14 protein-coding genes are annotated in these 14,238 nt (G+C 58.3%); 8 read left to right on the top strand and 6 right to left on the bottom strand.

Going from position 1 to position 14,238, the window contains the following annotated elements; genetic code table 11:
- Positions 1 to 14 precede the first annotated feature (14 nt).
- The 3 genes from PSH64_RS20075 to PSH64_RS20065 all read right to left on the bottom strand — a co-directional run bounded on the left by PSH64_RS20075 (position 15) and on the right by PSH64_RS20065 (position 2,529).
- Complete coding sequence (locus tag PSH64_RS20075) at positions 15 to 770, bottom strand: EAL domain-containing protein (protein WP_105347160.1); 756 nt, start codon at positions 768 to 770, stop codon at positions 15 to 17.
- 12 nt (positions 771 to 782) lie between these two features.
- Complete coding sequence (locus PSH64_RS20070; RefSeq protein ID WP_105347158.1) at positions 783 to 1,514, bottom strand: winged helix-turn-helix domain-containing protein; 732 nt, start codon at positions 1,512 to 1,514, stop codon at positions 783 to 785.
- Positions 1,515 to 2,115: 601 nt separating this feature from the next.
- Positions 2,116 to 2,529, bottom strand: coding sequence for a VOC family protein (locus PSH64_RS20065; protein WP_305478356.1), 414 nt, complete (start codon positions 2,527 to 2,529; stop codon positions 2,116 to 2,118).
- A 205-nt stretch (positions 2,530 to 2,734) separates the two neighbouring features.
- Here PSH64_RS20065 and PSH64_RS20060 point away from each other — a divergent pair, with 205 nt between their 5' ends.
- The gene (locus PSH64_RS20060) at positions 2,735 to 4,546 is read left to right on the top strand and encodes an ABC transporter ATP-binding protein (RefSeq protein WP_305478355.1); all 1,812 of its coding nucleotides are present in this window, start codon (positions 2,735 to 2,737) and stop codon (positions 4,544 to 4,546) included.
- A gap of 22 nt (positions 4,547 to 4,568) precedes the next feature.
- Here the strand turns inward: PSH64_RS20060 and PSH64_RS20055 are convergent, their stop codons facing one another.
- A complete protein-coding gene (locus PSH64_RS20055; protein ID WP_305478354.1) occupies positions 4,569 to 5,786 on the bottom strand; it encodes a YbfB/YjiJ family MFS transporter in 1,218 nt (405 codons plus the stop codon).
- Between the two features lie 114 nt (positions 5,787 to 5,900).
- Here PSH64_RS20055 and PSH64_RS20050 point away from each other — a divergent pair, with 114 nt between their 5' ends.
- On the top strand, positions 5,901 to 6,776 hold the full coding sequence (locus PSH64_RS20050; protein WP_105347148.1) for a LysR family transcriptional regulator: 876 nt from the start codon (positions 5,901 to 5,903) through the stop codon (positions 6,774 to 6,776).
- A 185-nt stretch (positions 6,777 to 6,961) separates the two neighbouring features.
- On the opposite strand, the gene PSH64_RS20045 is transcribed toward PSH64_RS20050, so the two are convergent.
- On the bottom strand, positions 6,962 to 7,477 hold the full coding sequence (locus tag PSH64_RS20045) for a methylated-DNA--[protein]-cysteine S-methyltransferase (RefSeq protein ID WP_105347146.1): 516 nt from the start codon (positions 7,475 to 7,477) through the stop codon (positions 6,962 to 6,964).
- Between the two features lie 152 nt (positions 7,478 to 7,629).
- Between PSH64_RS20045 and ggt the strand changes: the two genes are divergently transcribed.
- The 4 genes from ggt to PSH64_RS20025 all read left to right on the top strand — a co-directional run bounded on the left by ggt (position 7,630) and on the right by PSH64_RS20025 (position 11,688).
- Positions 7,630 to 9,357, top strand: coding sequence for a gamma-glutamyltransferase (gene ggt, locus PSH64_RS20040; protein WP_305478353.1), 1,728 nt, complete (start codon positions 7,630 to 7,632; stop codon positions 9,355 to 9,357).
- Between the two features lie 134 nt (positions 9,358 to 9,491).
- Positions 9,492 to 10,037: a cysteine hydrolase family protein gene (locus PSH64_RS20035; protein ID WP_305478352.1), complete on the top strand. Its 546-nt coding sequence runs from the start codon at positions 9,492 to 9,494 to the stop codon at positions 10,035 to 10,037.
- 488 nt (positions 10,038 to 10,525) lie between these two features.
- Positions 10,526 to 11,179 (top strand): peroxiredoxin, encoded by a 654-nt coding sequence (locus PSH64_RS20030; RefSeq protein ID WP_018928249.1) that lies wholly within the window; start codon positions 10,526 to 10,528, stop codon positions 11,177 to 11,179.
- 23 nt (positions 11,180 to 11,202) lie between these two features.
- Positions 11,203 to 11,688 (top strand): N-acetyltransferase, encoded by a 486-nt coding sequence (locus PSH64_RS20025; protein WP_305478351.1) that lies wholly within the window; start codon positions 11,203 to 11,205, stop codon positions 11,686 to 11,688.
- Between the two features lie 48 nt (positions 11,689 to 11,736).
- Here the strand turns inward: PSH64_RS20025 and PSH64_RS20020 are convergent, their stop codons facing one another.
- Entirely contained in the window at positions 11,737 to 12,597 is an 861-nt protein-coding gene (locus tag PSH64_RS20020; protein WP_105347137.1) for a CAP domain-containing protein, read from the bottom strand.
- A gap of 247 nt (positions 12,598 to 12,844) precedes the next feature.
- Between PSH64_RS20020 and PSH64_RS20015 the strand changes: the two genes are divergently transcribed.
- Complete coding sequence (locus PSH64_RS20015) at positions 12,845 to 13,657, top strand: AraC family transcriptional regulator (protein WP_305478350.1); 813 nt, start codon at positions 12,845 to 12,847, stop codon at positions 13,655 to 13,657.
- Between the two features lie 97 nt (positions 13,658 to 13,754).
- Positions 13,755 to 14,141, top strand: a complete 387-nt coding sequence (locus tag PSH64_RS20010; protein WP_105347133.1) for a cupin domain-containing protein — start codon at positions 13,755 to 13,757, stop codon at positions 14,139 to 14,141.
- Positions 14,142 to 14,238 lie beyond the last annotated feature (97 nt).

Genomic DNA, 14,238 nt, shown 5'->3' with positions numbered 1-14,238 from the left:
GAAATTTTTAAAGCTTAAATAACCTCGGTAGGGGAGTAGTAGCGCCCCTGGAAAAAATCGAAAGGCATGCTGCGAGCCAGCGTGTGCAGTGCTTTGTGCTCCACCCGGTCCGCGATGAATTTGATCTTGCTGTCATGGATCATGCTGCTCAGGCAGTCGTAAGACCTGTTGAAAAAGTCCTGGCTGTTTTCGACCATGATGTCGAAGTTGGAGCGGGTCAAGTCCACTTTTATGTAATCGAACAGCGTCGGACTGATTAGTTTTTCAACGCTGTCATCGCTTAGGTCATAGCCATCGAAAGCGATTTCGATTCCGTTGTCCTTCAATAAATGAATGTGATTGATAATGGTTCTTTTTTCTTTTAGGTTGAATGAAAGGAACGAGCTGCCGTTAATGCTGGGAATCAGCTGTTGCTCATGCCTCTTGAGTATCGTTTGAGCGTCACTCAGTTCCTTGATCAGCGTTTTATCCAGCAACGCGGATTGACTCATGGTGACGAACAGTTTGTTGGGTGCCTGTGTGGATGGAGAAGGTGCAGCCTCGGTTTGTGAGAGGGCATTTAATTGGACGCGCATCAAAACTTCGCGATAGATCGCCAGTGGGTGATCTAGGTGCGGTTGCTGATACCCCTTGTTTATCGGCATCTGCTGTTTGGTCGCTTTGGCATAGATTTCAGTGCCGAACAGTTCATCGTTTCGTTTGAGAATCGATTGCCTGAAGAATACCAAAGAGAAGTTCTCTTGCACCGTATATTGCCTGCTGGACTCCATCATCTGGTCCCTTTAAGAGTGAAAGTTTGTTTGCTTTATTGATACGACCCCTCGAAGTAATCGATAGCCATAACCGCGAACACTGTGAATAATATTAATGCCAAAGTGTTTTTTGATCTTGTTTCGAAGCCGGCTTATGGATTTTTCCAGAACCCGCGAATCGTACAGCTTTATATTTAAGCCCATGGACTCAGCCATACTATCGTGGTGCAGGATATTGCCTTCTGCGTTGATAAGCGCATCCAGGGCTTTCATTTCCTGATAGGCCAGATCAAGTTTGTATTCGTCGTTGTATAAGTGCAGGCATGTCTGGTCCAGGATCAACTTTACAGCCGGCTGCCATTCAGGTGTTTCGAGCAGTTCTGAAATTAATCTGGCTTTTTCGTCCTGATCATTGGGTACATTGATACAGTGATCGGCGCCGGCCAGGTAACATTCAACTTTGGTTTGCGGCGCACGAAAATTTATAGCAACGATAATGGCCGGCTCTGACGAAGTTGTACGTAACTTCCTGATGAGCGCCAGGCAGTCATTGAGAATAGAGGGGCTTTCAATATCGATCAGTACGGTATCGTGCGGTTGAGCTTCGTTATCAAGGTTCAGCGGGTTTTGGTGATCTAATGTATAAACATGCGTGAAGTTTGGTACAAATAATTGCCGAAGTTTCTCTGTCGAGCGCCAAGTGCGCCCAATAGCGAGAATACCCCTCTGGCTATTTTCGATTTTGCTCTCAGTGCTCATCATGCAAATTACTCATATGTGCTGGCGTTGCAATCTTAATACACAAAATACTGAAGTTATCTGACTTTTTATAACATTTCGGCCTCGTCAACAGACCTCATTCCATCGTCAGTAGTTTCAGCTGGCACAATGACATAGCCAACTGTGGAGGCTTTAGCCAATTTATTTTTTTGATAACCGACTTAGTTGGTAAGCCATTTCGTCGGAATAGGCTCTCTGGGTTGACTTTTCCATGATCGATACAGAAGCGTGGCTGATCTGCGGATCAGGCAACAGAACGAGGCATAACTGAGAAGTCTTGCGTATGAATTGTGCGAAGGTCCGCATTTTTGAAATCTGGAGTTGATTTATAAGGCTATTCCAAGGTGTTCTATGGCAGTGTAGGCGCGCTCTCGGAAGGCGCCAGCTCAACTGTCGCCTCTTTTTAGGGCAAACGAACGGGGGGCTATATTAATTGACTCCTTTTGCCTTGTATTCGTAATATTTTGTGTCAAGGCTGAATCTGTGAACAGTGTAGTTATTCCGTTTGGTTATTGAATAAAAAAAGCTAAAATTGATATTAAAGCGCCAGTAGATTTATGTACTAACCGGGGGGCAGACCCGTTCATTGATCCTTTTCGCAATTAATCATCCATGACACGCCAAACCTGTCGACCAGCATCCCGAAGCGGGCCGCCCAGAATGTCGTCTCTAATGGCATTTGAATATTGCCGCCCTCAGCCAGCGTTGCGAACACCCGCTCAGCCTCAACCACACTGTCGACATTCAACGATATCGAACACCCGCTCATGCCTGCGCTGGGACGATCAGGTGTGGTATCCGAGGCCATGATCGCCTGATCCCCCACCAGCAGACGCGTGTGAATGATCAGGTTGTGACATTCCACCGGAACATGATCGCGGGCCGGGGTTTCGCCGAAGGTCATCATGACTTCGATCTGGCCTGGCAGGCTTTTGGCGTAGAAGGTGAAAGCGGCCTGGCAGTCACCGTTGAAGATCAGGTAGGGATTGATTTTCATGTTCTGCTCCTGCTTATGGAGAGCGCCCTCGAATCCCGATGGGCATTGACTCTTCATAGCAAAGCGCTAAAACGGGGCGAGCGGTGCTGTTTTTTTAGATGTTTTTTCTATGGGCGAACCGAGGTTTATCGCCTCGTGTGGCTCATTCCACGTACCGTAGAACCTGCCGCGTTTCTCTGACGTCCGCCACCGAGTTCACCGTCCTATGCCTGTCCTGACCCGTTTTGCCTCACTGCTCGACCAGGCCAGACGTGCCTTGCTGCTGGTCTGGGGAACGTCCCGTGGACTGTTCCTGGGGTTGGTGCTGGCGACGCTGATCGCCGGGGTCCTGCCCGCGCTGGCGGCGTGGTTGGGGCAGCGGATTGTCGATGCAGTCGTCACCGCCATGCAGTTGCACGCGCAACAGGGTAGTGCGCCACTATGGCCGGTCGTGCGTTATGTGCTGTTTGAAGCGGGCGTGCTTGCATTGTTGTCCGGGACGCAGCGCGCATTGTCGGTGCAGCAGTCACTCTTGCGGGTGCAGTTGGGGCAGAAGGTCAACACGATGATTCTGGAGAAAGCCCAGACGTTATCGTTGGTCCAGTTCGAGAACTCAGAGTTCTACGACAAGCTGGTTCGGGTGCGACGCGAGGCATCGACCCGGCCGCTGGCGCTGGTGATGAAATCGCTGGGGCTGATCCAGAACCTGATCGTGTTGATCAGTTTCGGCGTGTTGCTGGTGCATTTTTCGCCCTGGGCGCTGGTGCTGCTGGTGGTCGGGGCGTTGCCGGTGTTCTTTGCCGAAGCGCATTTTTCCGGGGATGCCTTTCGGCTATTCACCCGCCGGGCGCCGGAGAGCCGGCAGCAGAACTACATCGAGACACTGCTCTCCCATGAGGGCTATATAAAAGAGGTGAAACTGTTCGGCTTCGCGCCGCTGCTGTTGCAGCGTTATCGGGACACGTTTGCGCGTCTCTACGCTGAAGACCGGCGCCTGACGTTGCGTCGCGATGGCTGGGGATTTGTGCTGGGGCTGCTGGGCACCGCGGCGTTTTACCTGGCCTATGCGTGGGTCGTGGTCGATACCGTTCACGGCAGCATCAGTCTTGGGCAAATGACCATGTATCTGGTGTTGTTCAAGCAGGGGCAGGCCGCCGTAAGCAGCAGCTTGAGCGCCATCAGCGGTCTCTACGAGGATGGTCTTTATCTGTCGAGCCTCTACGAGTATCTGGCCGAGCCCGTGGTGGCCGATACCGGAAGCCTTGCCGTGGGCGCGGTGCCCGGCGATGGTTTGCGTTTCGAGAATGTCGGCTTCCGCTATCCGGGGGCGAGCCGCGCCGCTTTGCAGGGCATCGATCTGCACCTGTTGCCCGGACACAGCCTCGCGCTGGTGGGGGAAAACGGTTCGGGCAAAACCACGCTGATCAAGTTGCTGACGCGGTTGTATCGCCCCGATCAGGGCCGAATCCTGCTGGACGGCAGCGATTTGCAGGCCTGGGATGAAGAGGCGCTGAGACGGCGCATCGGCGTGATTTTCCAGGACTACATTCGCTACCAGTTCTCCGTGGGCGAGAACATCGGCGTGGGCGATACCCTGGCGTTCAACGATGAAACCCGTTGGCAGCAAGCGGCCGCCGAAGGCATGGCCGCGCCTTTCATCGAGCGTCTGGATCGTGGTTACGCCACGCAATTGGGACGGTGGTTTGCCGGTGGGCAGGAACTGTCCGGTGGGCAATGGCAGAAGATCGCCTTGTCTCGCGCCTACATGCGCCGCGACGCCGATATCCTGATCCTGGATGAACCGACCTCGGCCCTGGACCCGGCGGCGGAAGCGGCGGTGTTCGAGCATTTCAGCCAACACACCGAAGGGCGCATGACGTTGCTGATTTCTCACCGCTTCTCCAGCGTGCGCAATGCCGACCACATTATCGTGCTGGACCAGGGTTCGATCCTTGAGCGAGGCGATCACGACAGCCTTGTCGCGGCGGGTGGGCGTTATGCGCAGTTGTTCAACGTGCAGGCGCGCGGTTATCGATAGCCGCAAACTTGGTGTTGCGCGATCATGAACAACTCACCGGCATCATCCGGTCGCGGCGGTCCAGCAAACGCATGGCCTGTTCCAGCAAGAACGCGACGACGATGGCCCCGGCCGCGATGACGAACAGCAACCCGTGATGACCGCCGCTGGCGTTGAACAGCGCCGAGTAGGCAAACCCGGCGATGGCCTGAAAGGTCGCGAACGAAACCGTGGCGCGGCTCCAGGCCACTTGTTGCTGATGGTGTTGCGGCACCAGCTCATGCACTCGGGCCAGCGCCAGCGGCACGATGCCCGGCGGGAACGAACCGAGGATTACCGCCAGCAAGGCCAGGGCGGTGAACGAACTCGATATCGACAGCAGCCCGACGGCAATCGCCTGCACCACCAGCACCAGGCGGATGCTCGGCTTTGCCCCCAGTTGATCGGCCAGAAAACCATAACTCACCGGCCCGACAATCGCGCCGAGGCCATACATTACCCAGATCAGCGCGCCCACATGGGGCCCGGCGCCGAGGCCGCGCGTTACGTAATCCACCAGAAACACCATCGCCGGCACCAGCCCGGCGGCCATGAGCGCGTACTGCGCAAACAGCAGGTAAAGGTTGGCGTTAAACGGTAATTTCGTGTGCTGAGCATGCGGAGCAGCCGTTTCATGGGCAAGGGCTGAAGGCCAGCCAAACCAACTGGCGGCGGTCAGAATCAAGGCCAAGGCGCCGAGCCCCAGCCAAGTGTTCTGTAAGCCAAGGCTCAGCAGCGGCGGAACGAGGGTGCCTGAGCCGGCAATGCCCAAGCCGATGCCGAGAAAGATCGCGCCGCTGGCCAAGCCTCTGCGTGAGGCGGGCACATGGGGCAACACGGTCGCCGCCACCAGCACCATGATTGCGCCCCCGGCAATCCCCGACAGCAAACGCCAGCCGAAGAACCAGCTCACCGATAACGGAAAGGCACAGGCAAAAAACGCCAGTGTCACCGCCAGCAGCATCAGCCGCAAAGCGGTTTTATTGGACGTGTGCCGGGCCAGCGGATGGCCGATCAATGCGCCGATCAGGTAGCCCACCAGATTGGCGGCGCCGAGGTACACCACGTCGCCGGCGGAAAACCACTGGGCTTGAATCAACGACGGAATCAACGGCGTGTAGGCAAAACGTGCCAGACCAATGCTGACCAGGCTGGCGCAGAGACCGGCGAAGATCGGCAGCCAGATCGCGCTGCGCCCAGTGTCGAGGGATGTGCTGTGCATGGGAACGGTCCTGTGGATTTACGCTTGGCCTCCAGCATATCGGGGAACGCTGCTGCAATAATGCTGCGATTTCGCGCTATCCTGATGCGTAAATGCATCGCTACAGGAAACGCTATGAATTGGGATGATGCGCGAGTGTTTTTGGCGGTTTGCCGCGAATCGACGCTACGCGGCGCGGCACGGGTGCTGAAGGTCGATCAGGCCACCGTCGGCCGGCGCATCGCCGCGCTGGAAAAATCGTTGAGCGCGACCCTGTTCCTGCGCACCTCCGAGGGCTATGCGCTGACAGCGGTCGGCGAAGCGGCGTTGCAATCCGTGGAAAAGATGGAGCACTCGGCATTTGAGCTGGAGCGACAGATTCAGGGCCTCGACGAACGATTGATCGGCACTGTGCGCGTCAGCACCACCGATTCTCTGGCCATCGATTTTCTGATCCCGGCCATCGCTCGTTTGCATGCGGTGCACCCCGACGTGCGGGTGCAGCTGGACGCCTCCACGCAAATCCTCAGCCTGGCCAAGCGCGAGGCGGACATTGCCGTGCGCAACACCCGGCCGGACAATCCCGACCTGATCGCCCGGCGTATTGCGCGCTGGCCGGTGGGGCTGTTCGCTTCGCGAAGTTATGTCGAGGCCAACGGCGTACCGCAACCGGGCTCGGCTTTTGAAGGGCATGATCTGGTGGTGTATCAACCGTACTTGCAGGGCAACAAGAACATGACGCTGGTCTCGGAACCACTGAGCCGTGGGCGGATTGTCGCCAGCCTGAGTTCCAGCCTGCTGGTGCGTCGTTCGATTGCCGCAGGTCTCGGGGTGGGGGAGATCCCGGTGTACATGGGCGAGCGCGATGGGCTGGTCAGGCTGTGGCCGGAACGCACGCGCCCGTTGCCGTATGAAGTGTGGCTGGTGACCCATGCGGACCTGCGCCATACCGCGCGGGTGCGGGCGGTGATTGAGCAGATTGTCGAGGCGTTTGCACTGGAGAATGAATAAGTCAGGTTGCTCGTGTCGGTCGGGCCGCGCGGATTATTGTGGCGAGGGGGCTTGCCCCCGTTCGGCTGCGCAGCAGTCGCCAAGCCTGTGAATGCGGTATGCCTGATTTACCGTGGTGATCGGGTTTAGGGCCGCTTCGCAGCCCAACGGGGGCAAGCCCCCTCGCCACAAGAGAGCCCATTCAGTCAAAACAAATCACCCATCCTGCCGGCCCCCGACCATTCACAGCCCTCCAGCGTCAGCAACCGCTCTTTGGCCTCAAGCCCCCCGGCAAACCCCGTCAATTTCCCCGACGCACCAATCACCCGATGACATGGCGCGACAATCGATATCGGATTTTTGCCGTTGGCCGCGCCCACCGCCCGAACCGCGCTGGGATTGCCGATCTGCCGGGCAATCTCGCTGTAGCTGCGCGTCTCGCCATACGGAATCGTCAGCAGCGCCTGCCACACCTGCTTCTGAAAATCCGTGCCGGCAAAGTCCAGGTCCAACTCAAAACGATTGCGCGTGCCGGCAAAGTATTCCTGCAACTGCCGTGCGGCGCGTATCAGGATCGGGTTGTCCGCCGCTTCACTCATCGGCCCCAGCCTTACCCGACCGGGTTTGTCGTTTTCCCAGAGGATGGCCGCCAGACGCGCGCCTTTCGCGACCAGCTTCAACTCGCCGACCGGCGACGCCAGGGTGGTGAAGGTGTAGGTCATGCCGGCGGACTCCGCACACGTGCTGAACAGGCGCCTAGCATACTGCCTCGCCGGGGAGGCGCAATACGCAATCGCAGCCATACTTGCCTACTGCTTTTGAACCGTTCCCTCTGTTTCTGCACAGAGCCTAAAAACAAAAAAGAGACCGACTCATGAAGTTCGAACCTTTTGCCAAATCGCTCATGGCGACCACCTTGGCGCTGAGCTGCCTGATGGCCCATGGAGCCTCCGTCGCCCCGGTCGCGGCCGAAAACGGTATGGTCGTCACCGCCCAGCATCTGGCCAGCCACGTCGGCGTCGATGTTCTCAAAAATGGCGGCAATGCGGTCGATGCCGCAGTCGCGGTGGGTTATGCGCTGGCAGTGGTGTACCCCGCGGCGGGTAACCTGGGCGGCGGCGGTTTCATGACGATTCAATTGGCGGACGGGCGCAAGACTTTCCTCGACTTCCGTGAAAAAGCCCCGCTGGCGGCCACCGCCGACATGTACCTCGACAAGCAGGGCAACGTCATCCCCGAACTCAGCACCCGTGGTCACCTGGCCGTCGGCGTACCGGGCACCGTGTCCGGCATGGAACTGGCGCTGAAGAAGTACGGCACCAAACCCCGCAAGGAAGTGATCGCCCCGGCGATCAAGCTTGCCGAAGACGGTTTCGTGCTGGAACAAGGTGACGTCGATCTGTTGGAAACGGCCACCGACGTGTTCAAGAAAGACCTGCGCGACTCGGGCTCGATCTTCCTGAGCAACGGTGAGCCGATGCAGGTCGGGCAGAAACTGGTGCAAAAAGACTTGGGCAAAACCCTGCGGGAAATTTCCGAGAAGGGCGCCGACGGTTTCTATAAAGGCTGGGTGGCCGACGCCATTGTCACCTCCAGCCAGGCCAACAAGGGCATCATCACCCAGGCCGACCTCGACAAATACCAGACCCGCGAACTGGCACCCATCGAGTGCGACTACCGTGGCTATCACGTGGTCTCGGCACCGCCGCCAAGCTCCGGCGGAGTGGTGATCTGCGAGATCATGAACATCCTCGACGGCTATCCGATGAAAGACCTCGGCTACCGCTCGGCGCAGGCCATGCACTACCAGATCGAAGCGATGCGCCACGCGTACGTGGACCGCAACAGCTATCTCGGCGACCCGGACTTCGTGAAAAACCCGATCGCCCATTTGCTGGATAAAAACTACGCGACCAAAATCCGCGAAGCCATCGATCCGCAAAAAGCCGGCGTATCCCGCGAGATCAAACCCGGCGTAGCCCCCCATGAAGGCAGCAACACCACCCACTACTCGATCGTCGACAAATGGGGCAACGCGGTATCGGTGACCTATACCCTCAACGACTGGTTCGGCGCCGGCGTGATGGCGAGCAAAACCGGGGTCATCCTCAATGATGAAATGGACGATTTCACCTCGAAAATCGGCGTGCCGAACATGTACGGCCTGGTACAAGGGGAGGCCAACGCCATCGCCCCCGGCAAGGCACCGCTGTCGTCCATGAGCCCGACCATCGTCACCAAGGATGGCAAGGTCGTCATGGTCGTCGGCACTCCCGGTGGCAGCCGCATCATCACCGCGACCCTGCTGACCATGCTCAACGTGATCGACTACGGCATGAACATCCAGGAAGCGGTGGATGCGCCGCGTTTCCACCAGCAGTGGTTGCCGGAAGAAACCAACCTGGAGAACTTCGCCATCAGCCCGGACACCAGGAAGATGCTTGAAAGTTGGGGGCACAAATTTGCCAAGCCGCAGGACCCCAACCATATAGCAGCTATTCTGGTAGGTGCGCCTTCGCTGGAAGGCAAACCCGTGGGCAAGAACCGCTTTTATGGGGCGAACGACCCACGGCGTAATACCGGGTTGTCACTCGGTTACTGAAACAGGCGATCAACGGCCACCCCGACTCCCTGGGTGGCCTCGATCCCGACCCTCGAACGCAGCCTCGCAAATTGCTACAGGCTGGAAGGGAGTTGAAATCCACCGTTCCAGCGACCTCTCTAAGGAAGGAAGCCATGAGCACCGCACTCCTGATCATCGATGTCCAACGCGCGCTGTGCACCGGCGAATATGAATGCTTCGACATCCAGCGTGTCATCGACACCATCAACGGCCTCAGCACCAAAGCCCGAACCGTCAATATTCCGGTGATCCTGATCCAGCACGAAGAAGAGGGCGATCTGCTGCAATACGGTAGCAAAGGCTGGCAACTGGCCGAGGGCCTGAAAACTTCACCCCAAGACCTGCGGCTGCGCAAAACCGCCCCGGACTCGTTCTACCAGACGCCCCTGCATGAACATCTGCAAGAGCTGGACGTCGACCGCCTGATCATCTGCGGCCTGCAAACCGACTACTGCGTCAACGCCACCGTCCGCGAGGCATTATCGCGAGGCTACGACGTGGTGCTGGCGGCCGACGCCCATTCCACTATCGACAATGGCACGATGAGCGCCGAAGACATCATCAGCGAACACAACAAGGATCTGGCGCATCTGACCGGTTCCGTGGCGCGGATCGACGTCGTGCCGGCCAGCGAAATCAAAATCCAGAACGACCTGTAGCGAGGGGCTTGCCCTGATGTCAGTCAAGCGCAATCCATGTGGGAGCGGGCTTGCTCGCGAAGGCGGTGTACCAGGCGACATTGATGCCGACTGACACTCCCTCTTCGCGAGCAAGCCCGCTCCCACAGATTCTGCGTTTTGATTGACTGGCATTGGGGGCCTTTATCAATCCGTCTGCAACCGCTGCACCACCGTCTGAAAGCGCCCCGACGTGATCCAGTCCGGATCCGCGTCTTCCACCAGCAGCATGATCCCCAGATAGTGTTCCAGATGCAGCGTAATCGTCTGCCCCGCCCGAAGTTTTAGTCTACCCCGGACCAATGGTCGCGCCGCTAGGTGGGCAGAGCAGTGCGCGGCTAACTACCGGGGCCCCAAGCGTCTCCTATACTGATCCGCGTTGACAGGTTCAACACAGACACCGAATGCCGCTGGAACAGCAGCCAGCGCTCCGGCGGCTTCCCTACGACTTAACTGTAAGGAGAACGAACATGGCAATCCGTATTGGCGACGAAGCACCGGACTTTACTGCCGAAAGTACCGAAGGCCCGCTGCATTTCCATGAGTGGATCGGTGACAAGTGGGCGATTCTGTTCTCGCATCCCAAGGATTTCACCCCGGTGTGCACCACTGAACTGGGCTACATGGCAGGGCTCAAGCCGGAGTTCGATAAGCGCAACACCAAAATTGTCGGCCTCAGCGTCGACCCTGTCAGTAACCACAAGACCTGGGCCAAAGACATCGAAGAGACCCAGGGGCACGCGGTCAACTACCCAATGATCGGCGACGAAAACCTGGTAGTGGCGAAGCTCTACGACATGATTCATCCCAATGCCAGTGGCGGCGCACGGACAGCCGTGGACAACGCCACGGTGCGCTCGGTGTTCATTATCGGCCCGGACAAAAAGGTCAAGGCGATGCTGATCTACCCGATGAGCGCCGGGCGCAACTTCGATGAAGTGCTGCGTCTGCTCGACTCTCTGCAACTGAACGCCAAGCACACCGTCGCCACGCCGGTGAACTGGCGTCCGGGTGAGGACGTCATCATTCCCACGTCGGTCTCCGATGAAGACGCCAGGAAGAAATACCCGGATGGCTTCAAGACGCTGAAACCTTATTTGCGCACGGTGGCGCAACCGAAGTAACCCATCCGTTCGGAGATCCAAACATGGCCGTCCAGGTCTTGCGCGTTGATGCAACCCACATCGATAAAGTTGCCAGCCTCTTCGACGCCTATCGAGGCTTTTACGGCCAACCCTCGAACCTGATGCAGTCCCGCGATTTCATCGCCGAGCGCATCGCCAGGGACGAATCGGCGATCTTCTTCGCCGGGGACTCCACAGGCGAAGCGCTCGGCTTTGTCCAGTTGTACCCGACGTTCTCCTCCATCGACGCCCATCGCACCTGGCTGCTCAGCGATCTCTTCACCACCCCTGCCGCCCGAGGCAGAGGGGTAGGGACGTTGCTGATGAACACCGCTCGAGCCTTCGCGCTGTTGACCGGCGCCAAGGGCATGGTGCTGGAAACGGCTACGGACAATCACCTCGCGCAACGGTTGTATGAGTCATTGGGCTATGTGCGCGATACGGGTTATTACACCTACTGTCTCGACTTGAAGCAGGTACAAACTTGTGGGAGCGAGCCCCCTAACTGACTAACCCAAGTGCCCGCCACGTTTTACGCAAGGTTAGAAACCCCTCACTCAAGGCGCGCCAAACAGCATCGTCCAGTAAACCCCTTCGTTGCTGCGCGAGTCGGCGGCATAGGCCGCGCCGACCTGGGTAAACATCGGGTTCATCAGGTTGGCGCAATGCCCGGGGCTGGCCAGCCAGCCGGCCATCGCCTGGCTGGGTGAACCTTGCCCGGCGGCGATATTTTCGCCGATCTGCCGGCCGCGGTAACCGGCGGCTCTGGCGCGATCCGCCGGCATATCACCGTCGGGGTCCTGGTGGGCGAAGTAGTTGCCGTAGGCCATCGCCTTGCTGTGGCCTTGCGCGGCGGCGCCCAGGGCGGCATTCCAGGTTAATGGCCGCGCGGCGGCAAAGCGCTGGCGCCCGCACATACGTGGCCTGGCCCGTGCCGCGTTGACCTGCGCCAGCAACGTCTTGCCCGCGGCGCGCGAATCGCCGATACGCCCGTCGAGCACCGGTTGCGCCAGCACCACCCGCCATTCGCTGCGGGCACGAGTGACGCCGATGTCGGCGTATTGGGTATCGAGCAGCGCCCCGCAGTAGTCGCTTTGAAGCATGTCAAACGCCTCATCGGCATCCTGCGCGCCGACCAGGCGGATGGTCCGTACCGTCACGGCCTGATAGCCGTTAGCCTTCAAACTATCCCGCAAACCACCGCCATAGCCAATCGGCAAGGACAGGTCCGATTTCAGCGACAACGGCCGCAACGGCTTGACCGCACGTCCCGCGCAGCGGTCAGGATCGGCGCGGTAATCGTTGATGACTTCCACCAGTTGCCGCTCCCCGCTGGCATGGGCGGGGCTGGCGAACAGCGCAAATAAAGGCATCAGGCACAGCGGGATAAAGCGGCGGCAGCGGACGGTTGGGCGCATGAACAGACAGCTCTGATGAGTTGACGACGATAAGAGTGGGATAAGGACGAGCAATGGCCGCAGGAGCGCTTCGTTGGGTGAGCATCTTTTACGGCACGGCTAAGACTGCGGGTCTTAAAACTGGTTCACGAGGGGACCTGACAAATTTGGCGACGCCGCCGGGCGGGTTGATCCGGGCTTGTCACGAGCGGGGACATCAGACGCTCGCACTGGTAACGTACTGAGATCATTCGGGCGGTACCGGGACATGACTAAAACCAAGGGCGACAAGGACTGGGTCAGGCGTTCGGCCCAGCCGTTGAAGATGGAGCGCATCGAAGCCTTTTTTGGCGGCCATGGGTTTACGCCGCATCGCCACGATACTTACGCCATCGGACGAACGCTGTCGGGCGTACAAAGTTTCCAGTACCGCAATGCCCGGCGCCACAGCCTGCCCGGCAAAACCATCGTCCTGCATCCAGACGAGGTACACGACGGCGAAGCCGGTACCGAGGCGGGTTTTCATTATCGGATGATCTACATCGAACCGGCCTTGATTCAGCAGGTGTTGGGCGGCAAGCCCTTGCCCTTCATCGAGGGCGGCTTATCGAGCGACCCAAGGCTTTGTGCCGCCACCCAGGTGCTGCTGCAAAACCTCGACTTTTCCATCGAGCCCCTGGAAGAAGACGATGCCATTTACGATCTCGCGCAGGCACTGGATGTGGTCTCTGGTCAGCGTGGGCGGCGCAAATCGTTTGACTTCGCCGCGGCCGAGCGCGCGCGTACGCTGATTCATGATTCGCTGGACCGAGTCATCACCCTGGATGAATTATCGCAAGCGAGTGGCCGGGATCGCTGGAGCCTGAGCCGTGATTTTCGTGCGCTGTATGGCACCAGCCCCTATCGGTATGTGATGCAACGCCGGCTCGATCTGGCAAGAGCATTGATGATCGGGGGCCAATCGATGGCAGAGGCGGCGGTATCGGCAGGCTTTTTCGATCAAAGCCACATGACGCGTCAGTTCGTCCAGGCCTACGGCGTTTCTCCCGGCCGCTGGCTGAAGAGGTTGGGCCTTGATTGAGGCCTGTGCCCGGCCGACCTGCACAATCGTGCAATACGCAGCGTTGAAACGTCCCTAATGTCAGGGCTCGATATCTTGGATAGAGAGGGCGACGCAAATGAATTCCCAACCCGGCGCGACTGTCTGCACCGCGATCAACTTTTCCGAAAAACTGGCTTTGTTCAGCGAGCATTGGGCGCCCAAGGTCATTGCGCAAATGAACGACTACCAGTTCAAGGTGGTGAAAATCGAAGGCGATTTTGTCTGGCATTCCCATGCCGATACCGATGAAGCCTTCATCGTCCTCGAAGGTGAGCTTCGCATTGACCTGCGGGAGGGGGCTGTCGTGGTTGGGCAGGGAGAAATGTACGTCGTCCCCAAAGGCGTCGAACACAAGCCTTTCGCTGAGCGAGAGGTGAAACTGTTGTTGATCGAGCCGCGAGGTGTGCTCAATACCGGCGATCAGCGCGGAGAAAGAACCGCAATCAATGACGTCTGGGTTTAGATATTTCGGTTGTTGCCGTCGGCCTTTTCATTGAAACGATTCAATGGAGGGTGGCGAAATGCCTCTCGTCGGGAGACGAGGCAGCTATTCCGCGCTT

The organism is Pseudomonas sp. FP1742, assembly GCF_030687145.1.
Lineage (GTDB): Bacteria > Pseudomonadota > Gammaproteobacteria > Pseudomonadales > Pseudomonadaceae > Aquipseudomonas > Aquipseudomonas frederiksbergensis_D.
The sequence above is the reverse complement of the archived record's forward strand: the minus strand, read 5'-3'. Positions and strand labels throughout refer to the sequence as shown.

Bases quoted from the DNA above. Each gene is read 5' to 3' on its own strand.
- PSH64_RS20075 (WP_105347160.1), bottom strand. From the start codon at position 770: ATGGAGTCCAGCAGGCAATATACGGTGCAAGAGAACTTCTCTTTGGTA.
- PSH64_RS20070 (WP_105347158.1), bottom strand. From the start codon at position 1,514: ATGATGAGCACTGAGAGCAAAATCGAAAATAGCCAGAGGGGTATTCTC.
- PSH64_RS20065 (WP_305478356.1), bottom strand. From the start codon at position 2,529: ATGAAAATCAATCCCTACCTGATCTTCAACGGTGACTGCCAGGCCGCT.
- PSH64_RS20060 (WP_305478355.1), top strand. From the start codon at position 2,735: ATGCCTGTCCTGACCCGTTTTGCCTCACTGCTCGACCAGGCCAGACGT.
- PSH64_RS20055 (WP_305478354.1), bottom strand. From the start codon at position 5,786: ATGCACAGCACATCCCTCGACACTGGGCGCAGCGCGATCTGGCTGCCG.
- PSH64_RS20050 (WP_105347148.1), top strand. From the start codon at position 5,901: ATGAATTGGGATGATGCGCGAGTGTTTTTGGCGGTTTGCCGCGAATCG.
- PSH64_RS20045 (WP_105347146.1), bottom strand. From the start codon at position 7,477: ATGACCTACACCTTCACCACCCTGGCGTCGCCGGTCGGCGAGTTGAAG.
- ggt (WP_305478353.1), top strand. From the start codon at position 7,630: ATGAAGTTCGAACCTTTTGCCAAATCGCTCATGGCGACCACCTTGGCG.
- PSH64_RS20035 (WP_305478352.1), top strand. From the start codon at position 9,492: ATGAGCACCGCACTCCTGATCATCGATGTCCAACGCGCGCTGTGCACC.
- PSH64_RS20030 (WP_018928249.1), top strand. From the start codon at position 10,526: ATGGCAATCCGTATTGGCGACGAAGCACCGGACTTTACTGCCGAAAGT.
- PSH64_RS20025 (WP_305478351.1), top strand. From the start codon at position 11,203: ATGGCCGTCCAGGTCTTGCGCGTTGATGCAACCCACATCGATAAAGTT.
- PSH64_RS20020 (WP_105347137.1), bottom strand. From the start codon at position 12,597: ATGCGCCCAACCGTCCGCTGCCGCCGCTTTATCCCGCTGTGCCTGATG.
- PSH64_RS20015 (WP_305478350.1), top strand. From the start codon at position 12,845: ATGACTAAAACCAAGGGCGACAAGGACTGGGTCAGGCGTTCGGCCCAG.
- PSH64_RS20010 (WP_105347133.1), top strand. From the start codon at position 13,755: ATGAATTCCCAACCCGGCGCGACTGTCTGCACCGCGATCAACTTTTCC.